Source organism: Shewanella sp. MF05960 (genome assembly GCF_050849305.1).
In the GTDB taxonomy this organism is placed as follows: domain Bacteria; phylum Pseudomonadota; class Gammaproteobacteria; order Enterobacterales; family Shewanellaceae; genus Shewanella.
This window is the reverse complement of the sequence record NZ_JBOZPS010000008.1, coordinates 94,411-109,309: the sequence shown is the minus strand read 5'-3', so window position 1 is coordinate 109,309 and position 14,899 is coordinate 94,411. Positions and strand designations below refer to the sequence as shown.

Annotated in this window: 12 protein-coding genes; 10 read left to right on the top strand and 2 right to left on the bottom strand. The window is 43.9% G+C overall.

The window, feature by feature from the left end:
• Positions 1 to 80: 80 nt before the first annotated feature.
• Positions 81 to 587, bottom strand: a complete 507-nt coding sequence (locus ACROAE_RS10110; RefSeq protein WP_432401336.1) for a glycine cleavage system protein R — start codon at positions 585 to 587, stop codon at positions 81 to 83.
• A 300-nt stretch (positions 588 to 887) separates the two neighbouring features.
• Here ACROAE_RS10110 and ACROAE_RS10105 point away from each other — a divergent pair, with 300 nt between their 5' ends.
• The 8 genes from ACROAE_RS10105 (at position 888) to ACROAE_RS10070 (ending at position 11,400) form a co-directional block, all read left to right on the top strand.
• Positions 888 to 3,143 (top strand): ABC transporter permease subunit, encoded by a 2,256-nt coding sequence (locus tag ACROAE_RS10105; protein ID WP_432401334.1) that lies wholly within the window; start codon positions 888 to 890, stop codon positions 3,141 to 3,143.
• Positions 3,144 to 3,201: 58 nt separating this feature from the next.
• Positions 3,202 to 4,863 carry a phosphate ABC transporter permease PstA gene (pstA, locus tag ACROAE_RS10100; protein ID WP_432401332.1) on the top strand — a complete coding sequence of 554 codons (1,662 nt, stop codon included), beginning with the start codon at positions 3,202 to 3,204 and terminating at the stop codon, positions 4,861 to 4,863.
• 26 nt (positions 4,864 to 4,889) lie between these two features.
• Positions 4,890 to 5,708, top strand: a complete 819-nt coding sequence (gene pstB / locus ACROAE_RS10095) for a phosphate ABC transporter ATP-binding protein PstB (RefSeq protein ID WP_432401330.1) — start codon at positions 4,890 to 4,892, stop codon at positions 5,706 to 5,708.
• A 49-nt stretch (positions 5,709 to 5,757) separates the two neighbouring features.
• Positions 5,758 to 6,462, top strand: coding sequence for a phosphate signaling complex protein PhoU (gene phoU / locus ACROAE_RS10090; protein WP_432401328.1), 705 nt, complete (start codon positions 5,758 to 5,760; stop codon positions 6,460 to 6,462).
• A 337-nt stretch (positions 6,463 to 6,799) separates the two neighbouring features.
• Positions 6,800 to 7,945, top strand: coding sequence for a putative sulfate/molybdate transporter (locus tag ACROAE_RS10085; protein ID WP_432401326.1), 1,146 nt, complete (start codon positions 6,800 to 6,802; stop codon positions 7,943 to 7,945).
• 162 nt (positions 7,946 to 8,107) lie between these two features.
• Positions 8,108 to 8,689: a DUF502 domain-containing protein gene (locus ACROAE_RS10080; RefSeq protein ID WP_432401324.1), complete on the top strand. Its 582-nt coding sequence runs from the start codon at positions 8,108 to 8,110 to the stop codon at positions 8,687 to 8,689.
• Between the two features lie 292 nt (positions 8,690 to 8,981).
• The gene (locus ACROAE_RS10075) at positions 8,982 to 10,952 is read left to right on the top strand and encodes a BCCT family transporter (RefSeq protein ID WP_432401322.1); all 1,971 of its coding nucleotides are present in this window, start codon (positions 8,982 to 8,984) and stop codon (positions 10,950 to 10,952) included.
• Between the two features lie 85 nt (positions 10,953 to 11,037).
• Complete coding sequence (locus tag ACROAE_RS10070) at positions 11,038 to 11,400, top strand: YajD family HNH nuclease (protein WP_432401320.1); 363 nt, start codon at positions 11,038 to 11,040, stop codon at positions 11,398 to 11,400.
• A 586-nt stretch (positions 11,401 to 11,986) separates the two neighbouring features.
• Here ACROAE_RS10070 and ACROAE_RS10065 read toward each other — a convergent pair.
• Positions 11,987 to 12,217 (bottom strand): DUF1289 domain-containing protein, encoded by a 231-nt coding sequence (locus ACROAE_RS10065; RefSeq protein ID WP_432401318.1) that lies wholly within the window; start codon positions 12,215 to 12,217, stop codon positions 11,987 to 11,989.
• A gap of 78 nt (positions 12,218 to 12,295) precedes the next feature.
• Between ACROAE_RS10065 and ACROAE_RS10060 the strand changes: the two genes are divergently transcribed.
• Positions 12,296 to 13,597, top strand: coding sequence for a methyltransferase (locus ACROAE_RS10060; protein ID WP_432401316.1), 1,302 nt, complete (start codon positions 12,296 to 12,298; stop codon positions 13,595 to 13,597).
• A 251-nt stretch (positions 13,598 to 13,848) separates the two neighbouring features.
• Positions 13,849 to 14,898: a 3-oxoacyl-ACP synthase III gene (locus ACROAE_RS10055; protein ID WP_432401314.1), complete on the top strand. Its 1,050-nt coding sequence runs from the start codon at positions 13,849 to 13,851 to the stop codon at positions 14,896 to 14,898.
• Position 14,899: the final 1 nt, after the last annotated feature.

Here is a 14,899-nt window from a genome sequence, read left to right as displayed (position 1 = left end):
GGCAGTTTAGCAGATGATGAAAATGGAATTTAGCCTTAATTTGCCCAACATGGTTTATGTGCTGTTTGTCTGTTAACTTTTTAAGCTGACTGGCCCAATTTATCTAATACCACATCGTCACCCATTTCATACAGGGAAGTGGCAATCATCTCTTCCTGAGCGGGATCGGTAAGTCCTAGCTCCATTGTGGCCCTAAATAAGGCAATCCCGGTATGGCTTGCGGTTTCATATTGGCTACTAAATTTTTCAATATTAATGCCTAATGCATTCATTTTATTGGAAATATGCAAAACAATACCCGGGCGATCATAAGCGACAAGGTTGTAACGGAGTTGCTTGATAGGCTGTGCACTTAAACTGGTTTTTGAGAAGGTCATGGTGAGGCCGTCAATGCATTCAAGCGCATCAACCAGCTCGTCCCATTTTAATGCTGGCACTTCTAACTGTAATATTGCGGCAAAAACACCATCAATATGGCGCATTTCAGAATCAAGCCAGTTGCCATTGTGGCGACTAACGACATTGGCGATCTGTTCTACTAATCCTTTTCTATCAGGTGCTTGCAAAGTGATAAGGTAACGCATCATACGATATTTCTCCTATATACATTGGCTGTAACACAACTGTCATCTTTACGTCATATAATCGCAGCCACTTAAGATTGTGTTATGGCTTTACGGTTGTTTAACGACGATTGACTTATGCAGCTGGTGGCGATTGAGTGATGAATAATGATAGGGCTTTAGGCCACAATATTCGTTGTTAATTTACTGAGTTAAGTTAACGCTTTAGAAATCGCCATTCAGTCATAAATATTTATTGTTAGCACAGTAAACTGCACAATCAAAGCGCTAATTATGGCATCGATTAATTATTAGAGGTTCTTAATGGAAAGTCAGGTAAATCAGCCTGGTTCTGCTGAAAAAAGTTTACTTGCGGGTAAACAAGCATCACGCAGAGCATTTAAGGATAAAGCAGCAGAGTTTGGGATAACAGTCGGCGGCACTATGGTGTTTGTGGCTTTGTTATTAATATTTTTTTACTTGCTGTATGTCATCAAGCCTATCTTTGATGGCGCACATATAGAACCTGTAACCAGTGTGAGTTATCAACATACTGATGCCAAGACGCTAATGATTGGCAGTGACGAACAAAACGAAGTGTTATATCGCGTCACGCAACTAGGTACGGTTGATTTTTACTCATCAACAACGGGGCAATTAATCTCAACGTTTACACCGACCTTGCCAGAAGGCGCGACCATTACCAGTAGCGCTAAATCGAGCCCAAGCGAGCAACGCTTTGCATTAGGCTTAAGCAATGGCCAGGTGATAGTTGTCGGCATCGATTTTACGGTGACCTATCCGGACAATCAGCGTCAAATTACGCCTAAATTAACTTATCCAATCGGTGATGGACCCTTAACCATCAACGAAGACGGCGCCGTATACAACCTAGTGTTTGATTACAGCGGCAGTCGCATGAGCTTTGCCTACCAGGATGCTAATGGTGCATGGAAGCTCAATCGCCAAGAAGGCGAAGAAAACATGATGACAGAAGAAGTTGAATGGGCTTCTATCGAAGTGTTTGTTGAAGATGCACCTAAACAAGTGGTGTCAGCGTTAATGACGCCCGATCATCGCCAATTAATTTTAAGCACCACAGAAAAGTTATTTGTGTACAACACTCGCGAGGCTGACGAGGTTGAATTACTGCAAGTGCTGGATGTTAAAAGGGGTGAGGCCAAAATTAAGCAAGTGAATTTACTTGCAGGTGCTAGCTCAATTATGATCAGCTACGACAGTGGTGTGATTAGCCAATATTTCCAGGTGAATGGCGATAAAGGCCGCTTGTACCAGCAAATTCGTGAATTTGACGATATCGCGCCAGTGAGCGCCATGGCGACAGAGTTTTATCGTAAAAGTCTTGCGGTATTAAGTTCAGAAGGGGAGTTAACCCTACTGTACACCACCAGCCAACGTAACCTGTTTGATGAAAAGTACAGCCTGCCTAACCCTGGTTTAATGGCGTTTAGCCCGCGTTCAAATGCGTTGATTATTGAAGCGGATAACAAGCTTAATCTGTTTGCCGTTGAAAACGACCACCCAGAAGTTTCGTGGAGCGCCTTGTGGCAAAAAGTGTGGTACGAAGGTTACCCAGAGCCGCAATATGTATGGCAGTCAACCTCAGGTTCAGACGACTTTGAAGCTAAATTAAGTTTAATGCCATTAGCGTTTGGTACCATGAAAGCTGCGTTCTACGCCATGATGTTTGCTGTGCCTTTAGCCATTGCAGGCGCGATTTACACGGCTTACTTCATGACACCTAAAGTGCGTAATGTGGTAAAACCGACCATTGAAATTATGGAAGCATTGCCAACAGTTATTTTGGGTTTCTTAGCAGGTTTATGGTTAGCGCCACTGATTGAAGATCATTTACCCGGCATCGTGATGTTATTGATGTTATTGCCAATATCGATACTATCCACCGCATTTGCATGGAGCAAAATGCCAGAAACCTGGAAGCACCGCTTACCAGAAACCTATCAAGAGCTGATGTTACTACCAGTGATAATCTTTGTTGGTTGGTTCTCGTTCACCATTAGCCCCGTGATTGAAGTGGCATTGTTTGACGGTAATACGCGTCAATTTATCACGAATGATTTAGGCATTACCTTCGACCAACGTAACGCGTTTGTGGTCGGTATTGCGATGGGCTTTGCGGTTATCCCCACTATTTTCTCGATTGCCGAAGATGCGATTTTCTCGGTGCCTCGTCACTTATCAAACGGCAGCTTGGCATTAGGTGCCACCAACTGGCAAACCTTGACTCGAGTGGTATTGTTAACAGCAAGTCCAGGCATTTTCTCTGCCATTATGATGGGACTTGGCCGCGCCGTAGGTGAAACCATGATTGTATTAATGGCAACCGGTAACACAGCAATATTAGAGTGGAGTGTGTTTGAAGGTATGCGTACCTTGGCAGCTAACATTGCGGTAGAAATGCCAGAGTCAGCCATTGGCAGTTCGCACTATCGAGTGCTGTTCTTAGCCGCCTTTGTCCTGTTTATATTCACCTTCTTCTTCAACACCATTGCAGAAGTCGTACGTCAGCGTTTACGCGACCGTTATAGCTCACTGTAAGGAAAGATGATGACTCATATATTGATTATTTCGCCAATCGCCTTGAGAGGTTTGTGCAATGGGTAAGTGGTTTAAATCAGGTTCACCGTGGATTTGGATGACCGGTGGTGCCGTAAGTATCAGTTTAATTGCCGTTTTAGGCTTATTACTGTTAATCGCATGGCGTGGCTTAAGTTACTTTTGGCCAGCTGACATTTACGAATGGCAACTAGAAGATAACAACGGGGTGAAAAGCACCTTAATTGGTGAGATTTACGACCGTGAAGAAGTGCCAACAGAGCGCTTAATCTCAGCAGGTCATAAATTCACTGAACACCCTGGTGAGTTTGTCACACGTTACCTCGTTAAAACCGGTAACCGTGAATTTGTTGGCCTGGATTTTCGCTGGATTTTAGCCACAGATATCGTGAGCCGCACTACACCAGCTGATGTCGCAAAACTAGAACGTACCAAAAACGGTAACTTCTATGGCTACCCAGTGGCAGTGATTGAAGATGGTAAACGCCTAGAACTCAATAACGAAGCCGATATTGAAGCCTCTTTATTTAGCCATATTGACCGTGCGGTTGATATTGCTGACCAGGCATTAAGCTTACAAAAATCGGACATCGGCTCAATTAACTATCAAATAGAGCGCCTACGTTTAAAGCAACGTGGCTATGAGCTTGATGGCGAACTAACCGACAAGCGCAAAGCCGATATTAAAGCGCAAATAGAGCAGTTAAACCAAGACTACCTTGTGCTTGAAAAAGACTTGTTTGCACTGCGCGACCAGGCGGCTCGAGACTCGGTTGTAGTGCGTGACATGCGCGGTGAAGAAGTCATACTCAAGCTAGACTCTATTTTAGATGTTAGCTACGTTAACCACATGAATGTCATTCAAAAAGTGGGTCACTGGTTTGTCGGTATTGGCCGATTTGTCAACGATGACCCACGTGAAGCCAACACTGAGGGTGGGGTATTCCCAGCCATTTTCGGTACCGTGTTCATGGTGATGTTAATGGCTGTCATTGTGACGCCATTTGGTGTTGTCGCAGCGATTTACTTGCACGAGTACGCTAAGAAAGGCCCTATTACTAAGATGATCCGTATCGCGGTGATTAACTTAGCAGGTGTGCCGTCGATTGTTTATGGTGTGTTCGGTTTAGGCTTCTTTGTTTACATGATGGGCGGATCAATTGACCAATTGTTTTTCCCTGAAGCGTTACCAGCACCGACATTTGGCTCACCAGGGGTGATTTGGTCTGCGCTTACATTGGCCATCCTAACTTTACCGGTTGTGATTGTATCGACAGAGGAAGGCTTAAGCCGTATCCCAAGTGCGGTACGTCAAGGCAGCCTGGCATTAGGGGCAACCAAAGCAGAAACCTTATGGCGCATTGTTGTGCCAATGGCAAGCCCAGCCATTATGACCGGTTTGATTTTAGCGGTAGCGCGTGCAGCGGGTGAAGTGGCACCGTTGATGTTGGTGGGCGTGGTTAAATTAGCGCCAACATTACCGATAGATATGAACTTCCCGTTTGTGCATTTAGAGCGTAAGTTCATGCACTTAGGTTTCCATATTTACGATGTAGGCTTCCAAAGCCCTAACGTTGAAGCTGCTCGCCCATTGGTGTATGCAACATCGTTCTTATTAGTATCAGTAATTGTTGCACTTAACTTAACCGCGATTAGCGTGCGCAACCATTTACGTGAAAAATTCCGTTCGCTAGAACACTAATTAGCGATATCCTGAAGGAAAGAAAAATGATTTCTATTGATAGTTCAGCAATGCAAACACAAGCAGTTGATTTAGTTAACTTACCCGCGCAGGATACCGCACTTGAGATCCGTAACCTTGATTTACGTTACGGTGACAAACAAGCGTTATTTGATGTGTCGATGAAGATCCCTAAAAAACAAGTGACGGCATTTATTGGTCCAAGTGGTTGTGGTAAATCAACGCTTTTACGTTGTATTAACCGCATGAACGACCTGGTTGATAACTGTAAAATCGACGGCGAAATTTTGCTTCATGGGCAAAATATCTATGACAAGAAAGTCGATGTCGCGTCATTGCGTCGTAACGTCGGCATGGTGTTTCAGCGTCCAAACCCGTTCCCTAAATCAATCTACGAAAACGTGGTTTATGGCTTACGTTTACAAGGGTTAAATAACCGCCGTGAATTAGATGAAGCCGCAGAGCGTTCATTACGCGGTGCAGCAATTTGGGACGAAGTTAAAGACCGCTTACACGACAATGCTTTTGGTTTATCTGGCGGTCAGCAACAGCGTTTAGTGATAGCTCGTGCCATTGCGATTGAGCCAGAAGTGTTATTACTCGATGAACCGACATCGGCGCTGGATCCTATTTCAACCTTAACCATTGAAGAGTTGATCACTGAGCTTAAACAACAGTACACCGTGGTGATTGTGACGCATAACATGCAGCAAGCTGCACGAGTGTCAGACCAAACGGCGTTTATGTACATGGGTGAATTGGTTGAATACGCCGATACCAACACGATTTTTACTACCCCTAAAAAGCGTAAAACCGAAGATTATATTACCGGTCGTTATGGTTAATCCTGGCGATAAACGCTTTTAATAAACAAACAAATGTTAGGTGGGTAAGATGGAAAAAATGAATTTAAGTAAACACATCTCTGGTCAGTTCAATGCTGAACTTGAAGATATTCGTAACCGTGTATTGGCCATGGGCGGTTTAGTTGAGCGTCAACTTGAGCAAGCACTTGATGCCTTAACGACATTAGATGCTGAACTGGCGCAAAAAGTGATTGAAGGCGACCACAGAGTCAACGGCATGGAAGTGGCGATTGACGAAGAGTGCACCCGTATTATTGCTAAGCGTCAACCCGCAGCAAGTGACTTACGCATGATTATCGCTATTTCAAAAACCATTGCGGATCTTGAGCGTATTGGTGATGCATGTGTGCGTATTGCCAAAGCCGCGCTTGAAAAACGGGCAAATAGCCAGCAACCTTTACTTGTCAGCATAGAAAGCATGGGCCGTCACGCAACGCGCATGCTGCACTCAACCCTAGATGCGCTTGCACGTATGGATGCTGAGCAAGCTCTTGAGTTGCATAAAGAAGATGCCAAATTAGACAAAGAGTACGAAGGTATTATTCGTCAGTTAATGACCTACATGATGGAAGACCCACGCTCAATACCAGGTGTGCTGGACGTATTATGGGCCGCTCGCGCAGTAGAGCGTGTTGGCGACCGTTGTAAAAACATCTGTGAATACGTAATTTACTATGTAAAAGGTAAAGATGTTCGCCATACTTCTTATGAAGACATGGAAAAAAACCTGTAACGTTTCAATCATAAGATGTAAACGTCTTACACGACACTTAATCGTGATGCTATGTTTGTTAAGCCCCTTAATAGGGGCTTTTTTATACCGGTTAAACACGTTTTCGGCGAGTTTTTCACTATATCTAACGGTATCAATCCAGCCGCCTTTGCTCTACGTAGTTATTTGAAGGGAAACAACCACTGTAATGTGGACATAATGACAGTATTGATAATATCTACTGGTTCAAATTGTCCCAATAATTTTGTCAATCAGTCTTTTACTTTGACGTGGTTCTCACTTTTGATGTGGCACTGTAATTGCTATATTTGAGTATCTATTACCTTCGGCAAGATTTATGAGACGTGAAATCAATCGATACGACAACGTCAATAAGATTTCAGGTGAATTTAGTGGCGCATTTGCGGACTTAGGCACCTTCCTTCCTTTAGTGTTAGGTTTAATTGCGCTTAATCACTTCTCTCCTCAAGGGATATTTTTCGGTTTCGGTTTGTTTGCATTATTTACCGCACTGTATTACCGAAGACCCATGCCTGTGCAACCTATGAAGGTGATCAGTGCGTTAGTTATTGCAGAAGGCATGTCGCTGGGAATGCTCCAGGCATCAGCCATATTAATGGGTATTATCCTGCTGATATTAGCTTATAGCGGTATTATTCAATGGATGGCCAAGCAGTTATCGCCAGCAATCAGTATTGGTATCCAGTTAGCAATAGGACTCCAGCTTATTTGGCTCGGTGGTGTCATGATGAGCGAAACTTGGTTTATTGGTTTATTGGCCTTTGGGTTATTGTTCGCTAGCCGTTATATGTCAATGCAATATTTGGTCATGCCGTTAGTGATTATCCTTGGTATTACTTGGCAATATACCAGCGGTACAGCACCTAGCTTTAATTTTAGCCAGGCCAGTGCATGGCAATTAAGTTGGCCGAGTATCGATGAATGGGGCTCAGCTGCAATGCTATTAGTATTACCGCAATTAGCCCTAACATTAACTAATGCCGTGATTGCCGTATCGGCAATGGCGAAACATAAATTCCCAGAAGATGCCGCTAAATTTGAGCCACAACAATTTGCTAAGAGTTCTGGTTGGGCTAATTTATTGTTAGCGCCTTTTGGGGCTACAGCCATGTGCCATGGCGCCGGAGGACTAGCCGTACAATATCACTTTGGGGCCCGCACCTGGTTAGCCCCCACCATTTTTGGCAGTACATGTATACTCATTGCTATTTTTTGGGGCCAGGGCATTGCCAGTGCACTTTCATTTATTCCTCTCGCTATTTTAGGCAGCCTACTTGCCATAGCCGGTACACAATTAGCGTGGTCAAAGCGGTTTATCGATGGTAAACCTTTTTGTATTTTTGTTATTTTTTCAACCGCAGCAACATGCTTATTAATCAATACTGCAGCAGGCTTGGCCATTGGGGTGTTATTAGAGTTAGGCCGTCATCAATGGGTGAATGTCGCTAAAACAAATAAGTAATCTATTATGTTTGCAGCCTGTGATATGAGATACACATAGCCGTTAACAGGTTTTAACCGATCCCAGATTGTTAGCCGATACTAAACCTCAGTAGATTTGAAGTGACTAATCAGCAAACTGTGTTAACATTTTTGACCTGTTTTTTCTGCTTTTGTGTGTTTAATGAAAAAGACCCTTGCCCGTGGTTTAATGAATTTATTGCCAATGGTGTTATCCATTTGGCTTTTTTGGTCGCTATTTATATCACTTGATGGTTTAGGTAAATTATTACTTGAACTTGTGGGTGTTCAATCTGTGTTTGTCGGCGCCGGTTTTGGCCTGGTTGCCAGCCTAGTGTTTGTCGCAGGTTTGCTTTTTTCAGTCAGCCCTATCGCTTGGGTTTACGGTTGGATTGAAAAGCAACTGATGAAATTTCCGTTGTTTAAATCTGTGTATGGCAGTATTCGTGATATTGCTAGCTTAATGAACCGCGACGGCGAGCCTAAAACCCAAAAAACCGTATTAGTGAAACAAGCCAATGGCGGCTATGTGGTAGGGTTTATTATGAGTGAGTCAGCACCGCAGCCGTTAGCCGATGCTCTGCCAGATGGCGATTGGGTGCCAGTATTATTTCAGCTCAGTTACCAAATGGCTGGAGTGACCAGTTTGGTTAAACGTGATGATTTAATCTTTGTTGATTGGTCATTTGAAGATGCAATGCGCTTTAACTTAACGGCAGGTATAGCCAACAATAAAGCGGAATAACGTAGGACTATCCACATTTAGGATTATCACTCACGTTACTCGCTCGTTAAGTCTCATTGCATCTTACATAAGTAGTGAAAATAAAGGTTTCAGCCCAATTTGTGGCTCAAACCTTTTTTATATCAATTAGAGCGCAATGTTTATCACAAACCGCAGACTTTCCATTTGTTTTATTTTTGTCTATGGTAATATCTGCCCTTGTCCCAAATTGAAATAGAATTTATGTTGGCTTGAGCAATTTTGTTCATGGCTGACTCATTTTGTTTTTATTTTTCTCTATCTTGGAGATTTTATGTCAATAAAGTCGAGTATTAATCCGCCGGTGTTTATTTCATCGGTGGTGATCATCTTTTTTATGGTGTTGTTCTGTGCCATTTGGCCAGAAGGCGCCAGTAACTTCTTTAAAAGTGTGCAGTCATGGTTAGAAATTAAAGCGGGTTGGCTTTATATTCTAGGCGTGGCGGTATTCTTAATTTTTATCCTTTTTGTCATGGTCAGCCGTTTTGGTGATATTAAATTAGGCCCTGACCATTCAGTACCTGATTACAGCTATAAAAGCTGGATTGCTATGCTGTTTTCAGCAGGTATGGGTATTGGCTTAATGTTTTTTGGTGTGGCAGAACCGGTAATGCATTTTCTTGCGCCGCCAGATGCAACACCTGAAAGCATTCAAGCCGCTAAAGATGCGCTTAAAATTACCTTTTTCCACTGGGGTATCCATGCATGGGCTATTTACGCAGTTGTAGCATTAAGCTTAGCGTATTTCTCTTATCGTCATAAATTACCCTTGCTACCACGCTCGGCGCTATATCCGTTAATTGGTGACCGTATTTATGGCCCAATCGGTCATGCGGTTGATACTTTTGCGGTTATCGGCACCATGTTTGGTGTGGCAACGTCATTAGGTTTTGGGGTGTTACAGGTTAACTCTGGCTTGAGTTACTTAATGAGTGACATTCCAAATAACACCACTGTACAGGTTGGTTTGATCATTGTTATCACTGGTATTGCGACATTGTCAGTGTTTTCTGGTTTAGACAAAGGGGTTAAACGCTTAAGTGAGCTTAACCTTGGCTTAGCCTGTTTGTTACTTGCTTTTGTGTTGATTCTTGGCCCAACCGTGATGTTGTTACAATCATTTGTACAAAATACCGGTAGCTATTTAAGCGACATCGTAGGTAAAACGTTTAACCTCTATGCTTATGAGCAAAAAGATGATTGGATTGGTGGTTGGACATTACTGTATTGGGGCTGGTGGATTTCATGGTCACCATTCGTCGGTACCTTTATCGCCCGTGTAAGTCGTGGTCGTACTATTCGTGAATTCTTAATCGGTGTGTTGTTTGTACCCAGCGCGTTAACCTTCCTATGGATGACCGTATTTGGTAACACAGCTATCGACGCCATTATGAACCACGGTGCAACCTATTTAGCTGAAGCGGTATCAAGCGATGTGTCAGTGGCGTTGTTTAAATTCTTTGAACACATGCCAATGTCTAACGTACTGTCTGTTATTGCATTGTGTTTAGTGGTGACGTTCTTTGTAACCTCATCAGATTCGGGTTCATTAGTGATTGATAACCTGACCTCTGGCGGTGATGCAAATGCGCCAGTATGGCAACGTATTTTCTGGGCTTTATTACAAGGTGTGGTTGCATCAGTGTTGTTAGTTGCGGGCGGATTACAAGCTCTGCAAACTGCCGCGATTGCCAGCGCATTACCCTTCTTAATTGTAATGCTATTTATGTGTGTGGGTTTATACCGAGCATTGCAAGATGACTGGCTTAAAATCAACAGCGTACAGTCGCACAACACCAGTGTGCAGTATGTAAAAGCGAACATGAGCTGGCAAGACCGTCTTGACGTTTTGGTGTCACAACCAAGCCATCAAGATGCACAAGTGTTTTTAGACACAGTTGCACGCCCAGCATTGAATGAAGTCAAAGATACGTTTATCGCTAAACACATCAATGCTGAAATTATATTGAGTGAAGATCGCGTACGTTTGGTCATTGGTTCAGATGAATCACTGGCATTTGCGTATGGTTTACGGATCCGAGCGCATAATATGATGGGTGCAGAATTAACCGATAAAAATGCTGAGCAGGCATTCTATCGAGTTGAAGTGTATCTTGAGCACGGTGGACAGCAATATGATGTGATGGGTTATACTCAATCACAGATTATTGCCGATATTATTACTCAGTATGAGCGTTACCTACATTACCTTTATTTATCGAATTCATCTCCAGTAGCTGAATAATCGTAAAATAACAGCGTATAAACAATTGCCCCAAGCGATAACAGTGATTATCCTTGGGGTAATTTTTTTGTATAAGTGATGCATCATGTCAACCAATCAAAACCCAAGTAAATTAGATAAAGTCTTAGCAGAAGCCAGAGACTACAAAGCCTCCCGTGAAAAGGGTTACCGCGAACAAGCACTTAAATTATACCCATGGGTCTGCGGCCGCTGCACCCGAGAATTCACCCATAAAAACCTTTCTGAACTCACGGTACATCACCGCGATCATAACCACGACAATAATCCTTCAGATGGTACCAATTGGGAATTATTATGCTTGTACTGTCACGACAATGAGCATTCTCGCTTTGAAGAACTCATCCGTTACGGCAGCACCAAAGAAGCCAAACAAGAAGCCGCCACCTTCAATCCATTCGCAGACTTAAAAGCGATGATGAAGAAGTAGAGGGTTACCCGCGTTTGGACAACGTCCGCTATTCCGTCGTTCCGGCAATGCTTTTTAGCCGGAATCCAGGTGTTGGTTTTGGTGCCAGGCCCTAGATTCTAGGAACTCGCAAGCTCGCCAGAGAGCGGACTTCGTCCTTTTAGAATCTAAGCAACACCTGGATCCCTGATACAAGCACTCAGGGATGACGGCAAGAAGATTACGACAACGCCTACTACCACGTCGTTCCGGCAATGCTTTTAAGCCGGAATCCAGGTGTTGATTTTACGCTTTTAATGCCCAAGCAGGGTCAAAAGAAACACCTGGATCCCTGATACAAGCACTCAGGGATGACGTGCGGGTGGGGCCAAGCTTTACCTAGAACCTAGAAGGACGAAGTCCGCGCTGGGCGAGCTTGCGACCTCCTAGAACCTTAAATCTAAGAAACACCTGGATCCCTGATACAAGATCTCAGGGATGACGGCAAAAGATGACGGGCGGGTAGGGCCAAATGGCACATTTGCTAATTCGTATTCAAACACCGCCCACTACTACGTCGTTCCGGCAATGCTTTTTAGCCGGAATCCAGGTGTTAGCTGTTAGGTTTTTACCTCTTGTTGATACGTTTCTCTGCAGCGAGCCATTCGGCGCGAGACAAGGTTTTGTTATTACTGTCACCCATAAACAATTGTTTTCTGTCGTTGAGCTTATCTACAATCTGTTGTTTTTGCTGATCTGTGGCTTGTGACCAAATGACAATTTCGTCGATGTGGCGAAAACAGCCCATACAATAATCGTCAGCATTTAAGCCACAGCGGGCGACACAAGGCGAGTGCATAGTTTACAATTCCGGTTTGGGTTATCTGAGCCCGCATCCTATCATTTCAATCAGCCAAGGTTAACTGTCAGCATCAATATGTCTTCAATCGAATATCAACATACGTTTACAGCACTCGATTCATTGCTTGAACGCTTAACGCCCTTGTGGCAGCTGGTGGCATTTGAGTGTGACCACTTACCTTGGCAGGCGTCATTTCCTCATCTAGCGCAAAAAGTGTGGCAATTAGACGATGCTGAAATTGATGTAATTGATGCTGATCAGCAATTATTAATCGACACACTGCTCCCAAGCTTGATAAGAGACCTCAAACAAAGCCAACACCAACATGCAACAGAGATCATTGAACAGTTAAGCTTGTTAGTATTTACTTTGCCTACAAGCAGCATTAGCGCAGTAAGTAAACAAGCAGCATCAATGGCTGAACAACACACTGATTTAGCCCATTTTAGCGCGCATATTAAAGGTCGAAAGTGGCAACAAATCACAGCATTTTCCGAGCAAATCGACCCGCAATATCAAACGACATTAACGCGTTTGCCGATATTAGAATGGTGCGCTGGCAAAGGACATTTAGGGCGATTGGTCGCAAAGCAGCAACAAGTGGAAGTCACCAGTCTCGAATGGCAAGCTAACTTATGCCAGCAAGGTCAGGCATTCGCCAAGCAATGGCAGTTATCGCAACGGTTTATCTGTGCCGATGCGTTTGCGCCGCTTAACCCCAATGAAACGATATTTTATCCGCAGCAGCATGTTATAGCATTGCATGCTTGTGGTGATTTGCATGTGCGTTTATTAGACCTTGCGACTAAGGCCAACACTCAAGCAATTTCGATTTCGCCTTGTTGTTACCATTTAATACAAGACCAACACTACCAACCGTTATCCACTCAAGCTAAAGCCAGTAAAGTTAAGCTTTCAAGGCATGACTTACAACTGCCATTACAGCAAAGCGTTATTGCCAGTCCCAAGCAACAGGCATTGCGCTTGCAAGAAGTGTCGTGGCGTTTAGGCTTTGACAGTCTGCAACGTCAGGTGCGAGGGATTGATGCTTATCTACCCGTGCCAACAGTCAAACAAAGCCAACTCAGCGGCAGTTTTGCCGATTTTTGTCTGTGGGCTGCAAATCACAAAAAGTTAGTGCTTCCTAACGACATCGACTTCGATGCATTTTTACAACGCGGAATAGCGCGACAACGACTCACAAAACGCATAGACTTAGTCGCGCATTTATTTCGTCGAGCATTAGAAGCTTGGTTATTGCTCGACCGTGTGTGTTTTTTGCAACAGCATGGATATGATGTTTCGCTGAGTGAATTTTGTGCAAACAGTGTTACACCGCGAAATGCCTTTATCCAGGCAATTAAAACAACAGCTTAAGTTGAATAACATCTACATTTACAACTAAGCCTTTGTTTAAGCTATTTTATTTAACGTAAGTCAGTAATAATCAAGGCGCTAGTTAATCAACAGCCTTCACAAAGCCGTAAAAAAAACGCCAAAGATGCCGACTTAACTGCGGTTTTTGATTGAATAATGATGCCATTCTTGTTCAAATGGCGGGTTAATAATGAATAACAATTATTCTAGTGGCTTTGGGCTTGCTAGAGCGAAGCGAATTATACGGTTTAATGAAATATTCACGCGTCTTTATCAATAGTCTGGCTTATGAGCTAGCACCACAAATAGTGTCGAGTAGCGATTTAGAATCTCGCTTAGCACCGCTATATCAAAAGTTTCGTATTCCAATGGGGCAACTTGCCGCATTAACGGGTATTACTGAGCGCCGTTGGTGGCCAAAAGGCCATCGTTTATCAGACGGGGCAATTGCCGCTGCACGTAAAGCCGTCAACGAAACGGGCATTAATGTCAGTGACCTAGGCGCAGTGGTTTATACCGGAGTGTGCCGTGACCAACACGAACCCGCTACCGCGTGCCGCATAGCTGCTGAGCTTGGCGTGTCCAAAGATACTGCAATTTACGACATCAGTAATGCCTGTTTAGGGGTGTTGTCGGGTATTTTAGACATTGCTAACCGTATCGAGCTTGGGCAAATTAAAGCGGGTATGGTGGTGTCGTGCGAATCAGCACGAGACATCGTCGATGCCACAATTGACCACATGCTAGCGGAGCCGACGATGCAAAACTTTGCACAGTCGCTGGCAACGCTAACGGGCGGTTCTGGCGCAGTGGCTGTTATTTTAACAGACGGTAGCTTGCCACTCACAACCACACGCCAACATCAATTACTGGGTGCCAGCCATTTGTCTGCACCAGAACATCACCAATTGTGTCAATGGGGCCTGCAAGAAGCAGGGCACTTATTGTATCGCGAGTTTATGCGTACCGATGCGGTTACCTTGCTTAAAGAAGGTGTTGAGCTTGCTAAACACACGTGGGAACACTTTTTAGAGCAACGCGACTGGGTTGTTGAGCAAGTCGATAAAGTGATTTGTCATCAAGTGGGTGCATCAAACCGCAGACAAGTGCTCAATGCATTAAACATTCCGCACGAGAAAGAATATCCAACCTACCAAAAGCTTGGCAACATGGGCACAGTGTCTTTACCTGTTACCGCCGCCATCGCACACGACGAAGGTTTTTTACGTGTTGGCGATCAGGTCAGCTTTTTAGGCATAGGCAGTGGTTTAAACTGCATGATGTTAGGAATTAAGTGGTAAG

Bases quoted from the DNA above. Each gene is read 5' to 3' on its own strand.
- ACROAE_RS10110 (WP_432401336.1), bottom strand. From the start codon at position 587: ATGATGCGTTACCTTATCACTTTGCAAGCACCTGATAGAAAAGGATTA.
- ACROAE_RS10105 (WP_432401334.1), top strand. From the start codon at position 888: ATGGAAAGTCAGGTAAATCAGCCTGGTTCTGCTGAAAAAAGTTTACTT.
- pstA (WP_432401332.1), top strand. From the start codon at position 3,202: ATGGGTAAGTGGTTTAAATCAGGTTCACCGTGGATTTGGATGACCGGT.
- pstB (WP_432401330.1), top strand. From the start codon at position 4,890: ATGATTTCTATTGATAGTTCAGCAATGCAAACACAAGCAGTTGATTTA.
- phoU (WP_432401328.1), top strand. From the start codon at position 5,758: ATGGAAAAAATGAATTTAAGTAAACACATCTCTGGTCAGTTCAATGCT.
- ACROAE_RS10085 (WP_432401326.1), top strand. From the start codon at position 6,800: ATGAGACGTGAAATCAATCGATACGACAACGTCAATAAGATTTCAGGT.
- ACROAE_RS10080 (WP_432401324.1), top strand. From the start codon at position 8,108: ATGAAAAAGACCCTTGCCCGTGGTTTAATGAATTTATTGCCAATGGTG.
- ACROAE_RS10075 (WP_432401322.1), top strand. From the start codon at position 8,982: ATGTCAATAAAGTCGAGTATTAATCCGCCGGTGTTTATTTCATCGGTG.
- ACROAE_RS10070 (WP_432401320.1), top strand. From the start codon at position 11,038: ATGTCAACCAATCAAAACCCAAGTAAATTAGATAAAGTCTTAGCAGAA.
- ACROAE_RS10065 (WP_432401318.1), bottom strand. From the start codon at position 12,217: ATGCACTCGCCTTGTGTCGCCCGCTGTGGCTTAAATGCTGACGATTAT.
- ACROAE_RS10060 (WP_432401316.1), top strand. From the start codon at position 12,296: ATGTCTTCAATCGAATATCAACATACGTTTACAGCACTCGATTCATTG.
- ACROAE_RS10055 (WP_432401314.1), top strand. From the start codon at position 13,849: ATGAAATATTCACGCGTCTTTATCAATAGTCTGGCTTATGAGCTAGCA.